This window comes from Agrobacterium tumefaciens (assembly GCF_005221385.1).
In the GTDB taxonomy this organism is placed as follows: domain Bacteria; phylum Pseudomonadota; class Alphaproteobacteria; order Rhizobiales; family Rhizobiaceae; genus Agrobacterium; species Agrobacterium tomkonis.
The window spans coordinates 1819226-1830932 of the sequence record NZ_CP039904.1 but is presented as its reverse complement, the minus strand read 5'-3'; the positions used below and the strand labels follow the sequence as shown (position 1 = coordinate 1830932).

The window sequence follows — 11707 nt, the reverse complement described above, 5'->3', positions numbered from 1 at the left end:
AAGTTATGCGGCCATGGCTGGCGCGTCCAGCATGGCATGGTATCGTTCTTCTGCCTCGGCTGGCGGTATGTTGCCGATGGGCTCCAGAAGGCGTCGGTTGTTGAACCAGTCCACCCATTCGAGTGTGGCGAACTCCACGGCTTCGAAGTTGCGCCATGGTCCCCGGCGATGGATGACCTCGGCTTTGTAAAGGCCGTTGATCGTTTCGGCGAGAGCGTTGTCATAGGAATCACCGACGCTCCCGACAGACGGCTCGATGCCCGCCTCCGCCAGCCGCTCAGAATAGCGAATCGACACGTATTGCGAGCCGCGGTCGGAATGATGAACCAGCCCGCCCCGTTTGACGGGCCGCCGATCATGAAGTGCCTGCTCCAGAGCATCGAGGACAAAGCCCGCATGGGCAGTCCGGCTTGCCCGCCAACCGACGATACGTCGGGCAAAGGCATCGATCACGAAGGCCACGTGTTGATTTTCACTGAGAAGTGACCCGGTGGGGGTGCGGATAAAAAGTTGGACTGTTTTAAATGCTCAGGCCGAGGCTCTTACGATATTCGACCGGGCTGAGTGATCCCAGTGATATTTTGATGCGCGTTTCATTGTACCATCGGATGTAGGCGTCCACCTCTGCCACGAACTGCTCGATCGTGATGACCTTCCAGTCTCGTGGATAGAAGAGCTCGGTTTTCAACCGACCGAAGAACCCTTCGCACGCGGCGTTGTCTTGCGAGCAACCCTTTCGAGACATCGAGCGAACCAGTCTTGCTTCGCTGATACGGGTTAACCAGCCGGGCCATCGATAATGAGCTCCGCGATCAGAATGGATGATTGGCCGTTCCTCGCCGTTGGCGACGGTTCCGATGGCTGCATCCAGCATTGTGTTGACGAGACCCGCATCTGGTTGGGTTCCGATGGACCAGCTGATGACCATGCCGTCAAAGCAGTCGATGATGGGCGAAAGGTAAACTTTGCCAGCTGGGATCTGGAACTCAGTAATATCTGTCAGCCACTTCACGTTCGGCGCTTTTGCATGAAAGTCGCGATTGATCAGGTTCTCGGGCGCTGGACTGATCTCTCCCAGATAGGATCCAAACCGCCGTCGACGCGGCTTGGCAACGACCAACTGCTCCTGCTTCATCAATCGCTGGACAACCTTTTCCGAGATTATCACGCTTTGTCTGGCCAGCGACGCCTGCAGACGTCGATAACCGTAGCAACGCCGGTTCGCTTCAAAGATCTCCGCTAGGCTGTGGCGGACGGCGGCATACTTGTCTGCCAGGCACATGCGAGCGCGATGGTAGAAGTAGGAGCTGCGGGCAATTCGAAGCTGGGCAAGCAGCTCTGGCAAGCGATAAACTTCCTTAAGGGCGTCAATCAGCTGGGTCTTCTCCCGATTACTCAGGATCTGCAGATCGACGCCCAGGTCTTTTTTTAGGAGTTCGTTTGCCTTCTTCAGGAGATCATGCTCGAGTTGTAACTGGCGGACATCACGCTGGAGGGCTTCAAGTTGGCGCTCGAGCTCTTCACGTTCAGGCACCTTGGGGTTGGATTTGCGGCGTTTCATGGATGAGGGGGCCTCGTGACCGAGTAGCTGATCTTTCCAGCTGTACAATGTCGGCCTTGAGACGCCCAGTCGGTCAGCCACCTGTTGAGCGCTTTCATCTCCACTGCATAATCCGATGACCCCCGCTTGCCGGACCTCTTCGGAATAGCCAGGGTGCCACGATCGACCGACCATCGATGTCCGCGCCTCCGGAAACGCCTCACGAACCCATGCGGTTAGAGTTCCTCGACCGGGATAGCCGAGCGCCCTCATCGTCGCAGAGATGCAACGATCATGGGTGCGAAAGTGCTCAAGTGCCGCCTGCCTCTGAGCCTGTGAATATTTTGGCGCTCGCGCTACCGGCTGAGTACGCAGGTCGAGATGCTGTAGGTACTCGCGGTACCAGCCCCTCAGCGCATTCTTGGTGGGATATCCCAGCTGGCGAATGGTCGCGTTAAGCCGCTTGCCAAGCCGGATATAGAGCTCAACCGCTCGAAGTCTGTCTGCGTAGGAATACATGAACTACCTCCTTGGTGGTCCAAGTTTTCGTCCGCACCCCCGAAAGAGCACTTTGGGCCAAAACCCATCAACAAAGTGCGCAATTACCACATTTAACGCAGCAAGGCCTCGCAGCCCGTCAGCTGAATTATCCCTCAATTCACCGTCCCCCAATGAGAGAACGATCACTATCCGAAGGGTAGAGGATTTTCAACTATGATGACAGAAATGCCCACATTTGAAGTGCTCTGGCCGCGCTTCCCCTCGAGCGCAAGGAGCAAATTGCCGATGTATTCGGTGATCGTTTGTATCAGGAAGGCCTGATCGGCGATCCGGTGAACAAGTAGAAGCCGCTGGTGATGGGGACGAGGGTCCGTGCCGGTCGGAAGAACTGTTTCGCAAACTGTTTAGGCAGCAGCCGGAATTTCCTCCCAAGGCAATAGGCATGCAGCCGGGAGATGGGAAGCTCACCAATCCGGGCCAACAAGTCGGGAAGCCGGGCCTTTGGATCGATGTCGTTGAGGCGGTCGTAATCAGGATCAGCATGATGGCGGCCCGGTCTGCGCCACGATCGAACAGGCAACGCTCCGGTTTTTTCTCCCGCAAGCCGCGCCGCGCAATTCTCTCAACCGCCGAAGCCACTCGACGAACAGCTTGTCAATTCTGTAAAGCATTATTTTGCTCAGCGGGCGTATCGGTCAGTAAACCTAGAATACTGAGCAAATCAGAAGCCACCTCGGCCCACGTTCGCAATTTCGCAGAGGCTATGCCATCTTCCAACTCTTCGATACGCGCTGGGTTTTTGATGAGACGGCCACAAGCCGCAGCAATACTTTCGATTGAGGTCGCGTCACAATATTCAACATGATCCCCGCCAACCTCAGGGAGCGAACTATTATTCGAGACAACCGCAGTTTTTCCATACGAGAGCGCCTCCCCCACTGGCAATCCCCACCCCTCATAAAGACTTGCCATAATCGAGAATTTACAATTCCTGTACAGAAACGCCAACTCACTATCACTAGGCGCTTCTATAATCTGGATCCAGCCGTTAAGATTGCCTGTAGCATTCAAGAAGTCTTCAAATGCGCGAATATGCCAACCCTTTCTTCCAGCAAATACAAGTCGCGGAAGGTCATAGTCCCCGTCCTCAAGCAAGCGCTGCCAACTCTGTGCAATGCGCCAAACGTTCTTACGGGCCTCAATTGTTCCGGCGCACAGTACGTAGGGAATCGTGGCCACGTTGCGCACATGATCCGAAATCTCGGCGACCTCGTAAAGCCACGGATATGCGTTCTTGTTGACTTTAACAGACATCGGACCCGCTGCTTCGGGAGTCACTTTTCTATCTATTCCCTGCTGAGCCAATGGCAAAACATCGATTTCGTGCCTACAACCGCTCTTAGCTAAAAAGATCTGCAAATCTTTCTTTGTCGCATTACTGATACAGAGATACTTCGTCGTATACTCCACGCTGTTAGCTAGCCACTTATGAAAAATCAGCGGCATCATACCATTCGTAGTTTGTGGCAACAAAATAGGAATAAGATCGTAAACGAGAGTGTAACAGATCACACCCTTTTCCTTCGCAGCAGCGAAGGTCCTTTCGTGCAGATCTAACCAAGAGCTATCGAGATTGACCAATACATCACCTGGTTGGCAGATTGCCAAAAAGCTTTTTTTCATTGCGCTCTTCCGCGACTTCCTGTCTCGTGGGAAACGCATCTCCAGCCAACGTTCAGGTGTAATATTGTGCCTCAAAAAAGAATGTTTTGAACCAAGCATCGCCAAGAAATCTAGCTTCGTTCTATGGAAGTAGAACTTTAGTATATTTGAATTATACCTTGATATCACAGAGATATCCGCCGCTGTACTTACTTTCGGCATTTTGAGAGCTGCCCGAAGCGTTGCGGGGTCGTCAAAATTCTCCATGTTAAAATATGAAAACGGCAGAGAGACATACTTTCTGGTCACGCCCTCATGAAAGCAAAAATAAAACTCGGCATCGACTGCATATTTTTTAATTTCCGCAACTATATTTACAAGGACGCGCTGGATTCCGGAATATCTGTCTATTTTAGCAACGTAAGCTACGAGACTCGATATGTCGAAAAACACGCGCATTTTTTTATTAGTATCTGACATAACGTCCCCAATATTATTGAAAACTCAAAGCATCTGCCATAGAATTCAAAACTAGTCCATTTGCTCGTCTCGTTTCAAAACAGACGCGGAGGCTTTAGAGACGGCACGAACGAACATCTCTGTTGCCTCCGAAATTTACCCCCGAGAAGGCGAATTTAACGATTACCCCACATGATAGAAAGAGGATCTGTCAAATCCAAGTCGAAACAAAGTAGCCTATTCAAAGCGAGACTTTCGAACGCCAGTAATCTAAAACGGAACGTAAGGTCTCTTGCCAAGGGGTCGTCGGTGACCACTTAAGAAGGCCATGTGCTTTCACAGAACTACCTGCGGCATAGCGCACTTCACTTGGCCTCATCCGAGTAGGATCTTCAATGATCTGAATTTGAGCTGGGGACATTCCTAGCAACTCATCAAGAATATCTCCAATTCGGCGCGGTATTCCAGAGGATAGATTCAGAATTTCTCCCTTCTTAAACACTTCTGCAGGTAAGAGAGCTGCAGCAGCGTAGGCCGAAACTATATCTCTCACATCGGTAAAATCGCGTTGCGCTTCAAGATTGCCAACTTTGATAGTCGGCGGTTGCAGGCCTTTTTCGATCCGTGCTATTTGCGCCGCAAAACCCGAGACTACGAAGCTCTCCGCTTGCCCCGGTCCAGTGTGATTAAACGGTCGAAATCGAACAGAATTCAGACCGCTTCTCGCCATTTGGCCAATAAAGAGATCCGCAGCAGCCTTAGATGTTGCATAGACATTTGTCGGAGCAAGTAACGTTTCCTCGTCCAAAGGACTTGTCGCACCGATGAAGCTGCTCCCATAAACCTCGGACGACCCGATATTTATAAACAGGGCATCTGGGCAAAATTTGCGAACACTACATGCCAGCGCAATCGTACCGTTAAGATTGACGGCAAATGTCTGTTTCGGAGAAGCAGAGGCTTCCAATACATGAGAGACCGCAGCCAAATGTATAACCACGGTCGGTCGCCAGGTCTCTATCACCTGTGCGACAGCCTCTTCGTCTTCAATGTCCAACGCAATTGAGACCTCAGTTCCTTGTGACTGAGCTGCAACGTCATTTCCACCTCCCTTGAAGGTGGAAACTATCTGAGCGGCCGGCGGGAGGACTTTTTGTAATTCCTCCCGCAGCCAACGTCCAACAAATCCATTCGCGCCCGTTATCAAGACACGGGGGTTAGAGACAGAATTTTGCTGCGCCATATTCACTTCGAAAGCCGACTGATATCCGCATCAACCATTTCACAAATCATCTCTTCAAGCGTGATTGTGGCTTCCCAACCAAGCTTCTCTTTTGCTTTCTTGGGATTCCCAAGGAGTACGTCAACCTCAGCCGGGCGGAACAGCTCCGGATCGATTACGAGATAATCATCAACATTCAGCCCAACGTGCCCGAAAGCGATCTTGCACATATCGCGAACGGTAACAGTGCGCCCTGTTGCAACAACATAGTCATCCGGGATTTCCTGCTGCAACATCAGCCACATTGCACGGACATAGTCCTTAGAGTGACCCCAGTCGCGCTTCGCATCAATATTGCCGAGGCGTAGCTCGTCGCGAAGCCCCAACTTAATTCTGGCCACACCGTCTGTAACCTTGCGGGTTACGAATTCGATCCCACGCAGCGGCGATTCGTGATTGAACAGAATACCACTGGAGGCGTGCAAACCGAAACTCTCGCGGTAGTTTACCGTCATCCAGTGCGCGTAAAGCTTCGCAACAGCATAAGGGGAACGCGGATAAAACGGCGTCGTCTCGTTCTGCATCGCCTCCTGAATGAGGCCATACATTTCAGAAGAGGAAGCCTGATAAAAGCGCGCACCCGGCACCTCAAGTCTCGTCGCCTCCAACATGTTTGCGCAACCCAGGCCCGTCACCTGCCCTGTCAGCAGCGGCTGATTCCAAGAAGACTTCACAAATGATTGCGCACCCAGATTGTATATTTCGTCGGGCTGCACTTCACGCATAATCCGAATTATGCTGGAGAGATCTGTAAGATTTCCATCAATAATACGAACATGCTTGTCGATATTCAGCCACTTCAGCCTAGTATCATTGACATCTGCAGTACTGGAGCGCCGCACCAAGCCGTATACTTCATAACCCTTCTCCAGCAAAAACTGCGAAAGATAGGCTCCATCCTGGCCAGTTAATCCGGTTACCAACGCTTTTTTCATTTTCCACCTGTAATCTAATCAACCCAGATCTTCTGGTCATTCTGCATTACATGCCAGCACGAATTCAAAAAAATGCGCAGACAGCAATCTCTTCTATGATATTTATCGGAATTTACCGAGTCCTTTTATCTGAACGCACAGATATCCGTCAGCGACATACGAAAAGCTTCAAGTCACTAAAAGCGTATTTTTCACTCCCGAAAGTATTTCAGATGCAACATTGTGCCATGTCCGCATAAAGGGTTTCCGTTCAGCGATCTCAAGACGCAGAGCTTCGTACTCCGCGTGGTTCACCAACAACTCACCCAAAACATCCGCCAACTCATCTGGCTTTTCCGGGTCAAAATAGCGCGCCAGGTCGCCCCCCGCCTCTCTCAGTGCCGGCACGTCCGCCGCCAGTGCAGGTGTTCCGCACCATAGTGCCTCGCTTATGGGCAGGCCCCATCCTTCCATCCGACTGGGGAGAACCAGCGCAAATGCACGTTTATACAATTCCGCCAGTTCGGCCTGGTTCGGGTTGAGTACGAAATGAAATTTCATGGACAGGGGCATAAATCGCTTATTCTTCAGAAATTTCTCCACGCGTTTACGTCTCGCACCGGCCAATACTAGACTGGGGACATCCATTCCCCGCTCGTGAAGTGACATCATGGCCTCAACTACGCATTCCAGATTTTTCCTGCCATTGTAGATTCCCACGCATAAGATGTAACGTCCGGACGGCCCGCGCTTCTCTATGGGCTCTGATGTCGGGCGCAGCTCGTTGCAAAGCGGCACGGCAATGACCTTGGATACAGGCGGCAACACGCCTTTATCCGAAAAATGCATGACTTCACGAGCTGTGAATTCCGAATTCGTGAGAACGAGTGACGATGCTTTAATCGCCACCTGATTGTCGTGCAGAAAATTTTTCGGGAAAGAGAATTGATTCCTGTGCGTGAAATCATGCAACGGGATCATGTCGTGCAGAAGTGGGACGAAGATCACCTTTGTTCCACGCGCTTCAAGGGCCTCCAGATAGTCGGACATAATCTTGGGCCTGCCCAGGGAGATCAGCACATGGCCCGAGAGATCGACCTCCTTAGCCGAACCATCCGGCACCGTAGCCCATCGCCGCCGGTTTCTGAAATCGACGATCTTTCGAATTGCCCAATAAACGGAAGATTTTACGGGGTTATTGTTGAAGAGGCTCTGACGCAGCCGAAGAGGAGTGGCCGAAGGAGGAAGATTGTGGTCCAACACGCCAGTCGGTGATGCGTCTCCAACCCTCGGGAAAACTTCAAAAAACCGACCATGATATGGAGAATATATGACGTATCGGACCCTCGAATCCAACCTTGTCAGTTCGTAAGCAACCTCCATCACAGTTCTGGAGATACCATAATATTTGAATTTCACGCCTGAATTTAAAAAAAGCTCGGAAAGATCGAAAAAAACTTCAGTCATCTTGCAGACATATCCTCATGCCCCACCAAGTGGCAGTTGACGCCGATGCAGCGTTACTAAATCACCCACATCGGGGATACGCCCCTCTTTAAGCCCTTAACTTCTGGCGCGGGCGGAGATGTGCGCGGCTTATACAGGTGGTTCTGAACCCTTGTCAAATGCGCTCATCACCCGTGAAAATTTTGGCAGTCATCGGTTCATCAAGTAAAAATCACGTTGTTTCTATTCGCTGTGGAAAGCTCTATGCCGCATTTGAAGCGTCAGCTCACGTTCGATATCACGAAAGTCAAGGGGCGATAGAAAGTTGAGAGGTTTCATTTTGAGCACGTACACTCGAAAGATCACGCCGGTTCTTCTGGCCGGTGGTGCTGGCTCCAGGCTATGGCCGGTCTCGCGCGATCAGTTGCCCAAGCAGTTTCAGCCGCTGGTCGGCGATCTTTCGACCTATCAGCAGACCCTGCAGCGGGTGGGTGACGAAACGCTTTATTCCGAGCCACTCGTCATCACCAACGAGGATTTCCGTTTTTTTGCCCGCCGTCAGGCGGAGGAGATCGATCTGCCGGCCACCGTGGTGCTTGAGCCCGCCCGCCGCGACAGCGCCGCCGCCATGGCCGCCGCCGCCGTGCTGGCCGAGCGCCGCGAACCCGGATGCCTGGTTCTGGCGCTTGCTGCCGACCATGTGGTGCTCGACGCCGACAAGTTTTCCGATGCCGTGAAACTCGGCGCCAAAGCCGCCGATCAGGGCAATATCGTCGTCTTCGGCCTGGTGCCGACGGAGCCGCGCACCTCCTATGGTTACATCAAGCCGGGCGAGGCGATCGATGGTGAAAAGGATCTGAGCAAGGTCGAGGCCTTCGTGGAGAAGCCTGACATGAAGACGGCGATCTCCTATCTCGAAAAAGGCTATCTCTGGAATTCCGGAAACTTCCTGTTCCGCTCCGACGTGATGATTGCCGAACTGGAGGCCTTTGCGCCGGAAATTCTAGCCGCGGTAACGCAGTCCGTCGAGCAATATGAAAGCGACCTCGGTTTCGTGCGTCTGCATCAGGAAAGCTTCGAAGCCTCGCCCAAGAATTCCATCGACTATGCCGTGATTGAGAAGACCAGGCGCATGGCTGTCGTGCACGGCCATTTTCGCTGGTCGGATATCGGCAGCTGGGACGCGATCTGGGAGATCGCCGACAAACACAGCAATGACAATGCGCTGGAAGGTAACGGCGTCTTCATCGATTCCGAAGGCTGCCTCATCCATTCGACGCAATTGCTGACGACGGTGGTGGGCGCCAAGGATCTGGTGGTGGTGGCCACCAAGGATGCGGTTCTGGTGGTGCCGAAAAACCGGGTGCAGGATGTCAAGGGTCTGGTGGAGACCCTGAAGGACGGCGACCATGCGCCGCAGACGCAGGCGCACAAACGCGTTTATCGCCCTTGGGGTTATATCGAACACATGTATGTGGATAAGCGTTACCGGGTTGGCCACATCACGGTCGATCCCGGCCACCGCATCTCGTTCCAGAAACATTATCACCGCTCGGAACACTGGATCGTCGTCAAGGGAACGGCGACGGTGACGATTGGTGACGAGACCCGACTGCTGACGGAAAACCAGTCGGTCTATATCCCGATCGGCCAGCCGCACCGTCTTGCCAATGAGGGGCAGATCCCGCTCGAACTGGTCGAAATCCAGACCGGAGCCTATATTGGCGAGGACGATGTCATCCGCATCGAGGACGATTATAAAAGGCGGTAACGGTGCATCGCGAATGTGCGACCGGGGCCGCAGGATGTTGACACTCGCCAGCCACCACACTATTTGGTTCGCTTGAGCAACGAGTCTGAGGACTTTTCCAGCGCCGAGAGAAATTATCAAGCCAGTTGATACGGGATTACAAAACGAAGTACGATGCGGCTTACCTGTTCGGAACAGATAGTTCACTGGTTTCCTGGTCAAAAAATGATCGAAATGGACAGCTATCAATTTCTCAAATCGTAGTGGTATCAGCTAACTAAGGATATCTCCGTGATCGGATCTTTTTTGTCTGAAAACGACAAGAAGTTGCTGGTGCGACTTTTTAAAGAAAACTTCAAAAAGCACGTGGGCTGGTACTCTGCAGCGATAGCCGCGATGATCGTGGTTGCGGGGATGACTTCGCTTAGCGCCTGGATCATGCGCGACATCGTCAACAGTGTTTATCTGAAACGAGGCTTTGAGGTTGTCCTTGAGATTGCGGTTGCGGTTGCGGCAATCTTTATCATTAAAGGTCTGGCAACCTTCGTGCAGAGTTATTATCTCAGCAAAGCTGGGAATAGTATCGTCGCGGAGCAACAACGAAAGATCTATGACCGACTTTTGAGGCAGGGGGTCTCTTTTTTTCAAAATATACCATCCTCCGAGCTACTTGTTCGCGTCACTTACAATGCGCAATCCGCTCGAAATGTTATCGATACAATAGTTACTTCTTTCGTGCGTGATCTGTTTTCGCTGATCGGTCTGATTATCGTGATGTTCGCCCAGAATTTCCTCCTCAGTGCGATCTCCATGATTATTGGCCCTCTTGCCATCTTCAGCGTTCGGCTTGTCTTGCGCCGCGTACGCAAGATCATGGAGGCGGAGCTTGCTTCGCTCGGTGAGATTGTCAATGTCGTACAGGAAACCAGCATAGGTGTACGTGTCATCAAGGCATTCTCCCTTGAGAAGCTTATGCGTCAGCGCATGAACAAGGCGGTTTCCGACGTAGAGCAACGTGCCAATGGCATTGCCAAATTGGAGGCCGCAACCAGCCCTATCATGGAGACTTTATCAGGCCTTGCAATTGCTGTAGTTATTGCCGTGTCCGGCTATACCGTTCTTGAAAAAGGCGGCTCGCCGGGCGATTTGATGGCATTTATTACCGCCCTGTTGCTCGCTTATGAACCGGCGAAACGCCTCGCCCGCATGCGGGTACAGATCGAAGGCGGTATGATTGGCGTGCGGATGATGTTTGAGGTGCTGGACGCCCCGCTGACGCTTGCAGAGAAAAAAGACGCCGAGCCTCTGCCCAAAGCGACGGGCAACGTCGAACTGAAAAATGTGAGCTTTGAATATGTTGCAGGCCAGCCTGTTCTGAAGGATGTCAGCCTGCTCTTCGAAGGTGGCAAGATGACTGCGCTCGTTGGCCCATCCGGCAGCGGCAAATCCACCATCATCAATCTCATGATGCGCCTTTACGATCCGCAAACCGGTTCCGTAGAAATCAACGGTATGGATTTGCGCGACGTTTCTTTTTCGAGCTTGCGCGAGCACGTTTCTTACGTCGGGCAGGAAACATTCCTATTTTCGGGAACTATAAGACACAATATTTCCGTTGGCCGCGACAATGCCACCGAAGAAGAGATAATAGCGGCCGCCAAGGCAGCCAATGCGCACGATTTCATCATGAGCATGCCGGACGGCTATGACAGCAGGCTCGGCGAAAACGGCTCTGGATTGTCCGGGGGGCAGCGGCAGCGTGTTGCGATAGCCCGCGCCATGCTCAGAGACGCAGATATTTTGATCCTCGATGAAGCAACAAGTGCATTGGATTCAGAATCCGAAGCTCTCGTCCGCGATGCACTTGAGCGATTGACGTTCAACAAGACATCAATCGTCATTGCTCACCGTCTCTCCACTATCAATCGCGCCGACAAAATTGTCGTTATGGACAATGGTGAGGTTGCCGAGCAGGGCAGCAGACGTGAGCTTCTTGCGAATGATGGCCTTTATAAACGGCTTCACAGTATCCAATTTGACGCCGATGTAGCTTAGTCGAGAGGATTCGACAGACGAAAGGCGCGACTTTGATCTGCGCCGAGTGCGTCAGCTATAACGAACCGGCTGCTTGCAGCATATTAATACTAACTGTC

Annotated in this window: 7 protein-coding genes and 2 pseudogenes; 2 read left to right on the top strand and 7 right to left on the bottom strand. The window is 52.2% G+C overall.

Going from position 1 to position 11707, the window contains the following annotated elements:
• Positions 1-3: 3 nt before the first annotated feature.
• The 7 genes and pseudogenes from CFBP6623_RS23645 to CFBP6623_RS23615 all read right to left on the bottom strand — a co-directional run.
• Positions 4-465 (bottom strand): annotated as a pseudogene (locus tag CFBP6623_RS23645) (DDE-type integrase/transposase/recombinase); the annotation flags it as partial.
• A gap of 55 nt (positions 466-520) precedes the next feature.
• Positions 521-2059, bottom strand: a complete 1539-nt coding sequence (locus CFBP6623_RS23640; RefSeq protein WP_080843007.1) for an IS3 family transposase — start codon at positions 2057-2059, stop codon at positions 521-523.
• Between the two features lie 386 nt (positions 2060-2445).
• Positions 2446-2664: pseudogene (locus tag CFBP6623_RS23635) on the bottom strand (IS66 family transposase); the annotation flags it as partial.
• Between the two features lie 31 nt (positions 2665-2695).
• Positions 2696-4183, bottom strand: coding sequence for a glycosyltransferase family 4 protein (locus tag CFBP6623_RS23630; protein ID WP_080843006.1), 1488 nt, complete (start codon positions 4181-4183; stop codon positions 2696-2698).
• Between the two features lie 220 nt (positions 4184-4403).
• Complete coding sequence (locus CFBP6623_RS23625; protein WP_080843005.1) at positions 4404-5405, bottom strand: GDP-mannose 4,6-dehydratase; 1002 nt, start codon at positions 5403-5405, stop codon at positions 4404-4406.
• 2 nt (positions 5406-5407) lie between these two features.
• Complete coding sequence (gene gmd, locus CFBP6623_RS23620; protein WP_080843004.1) at positions 5408-6379, bottom strand: GDP-mannose 4,6-dehydratase; 972 nt, start codon at positions 6377-6379, stop codon at positions 5408-5410.
• 168 nt (positions 6380-6547) lie between these two features.
• On the bottom strand, positions 6548-7825 hold the full coding sequence (locus tag CFBP6623_RS23615; protein WP_080843003.1) for a glycosyltransferase family 4 protein: 1278 nt from the start codon (positions 7823-7825) through the stop codon (positions 6548-6550).
• Between the two features lie 319 nt (positions 7826-8144).
• On the opposite strand from CFBP6623_RS23615, the gene CFBP6623_RS23610 reads away from it, so the two are divergent.
• Positions 8145-9575, top strand: a complete 1431-nt coding sequence (locus CFBP6623_RS23610; protein WP_080843002.1) for a mannose-1-phosphate guanylyltransferase/mannose-6-phosphate isomerase — start codon at positions 8145-8147, stop codon at positions 9573-9575.
• Between the two features lie 270 nt (positions 9576-9845).
• A complete protein-coding gene (locus CFBP6623_RS23605; RefSeq protein ID WP_080843001.1) occupies positions 9846-11609 on the top strand; it encodes an ABC transporter ATP-binding protein in 1764 nt (587 codons plus the stop codon).
• Positions 11610-11707: the final 98 nt, after the last annotated feature.

What these genes read in the sequence shown, in the direction of transcription:
- CFBP6623_RS23615 (WP_080843003.1), bottom strand. Translation starts at nt 7,825, where the DNA reads ATGACTGAAGTTTTTTTCGATCTTTCCGAGCTTTTTTTAAATTCAGGC.
- CFBP6623_RS23630 (WP_080843006.1), bottom strand. Translation starts at nt 4,183, where the DNA reads ATGTCAGATACTAATAAAAAAATGCGCGTGTTTTTCGACATATCGAGT.
- CFBP6623_RS23625 (WP_080843005.1), bottom strand. Translation starts at nt 5,405, where the DNA reads ATGGCGCAGCAAAATTCTGTCTCTAACCCCCGTGTCTTGATAACGGGC.
- CFBP6623_RS23640 (WP_080843007.1), bottom strand. Translation starts at nt 2,059, where the DNA reads ATGTATTCCTACGCAGACAGACTTCGAGCGGTTGAGCTCTATATCCGG.
- gmd (WP_080843004.1), bottom strand. Translation starts at nt 6,379, where the DNA reads ATGAAAAAAGCGTTGGTAACCGGATTAACTGGCCAGGATGGAGCCTAT.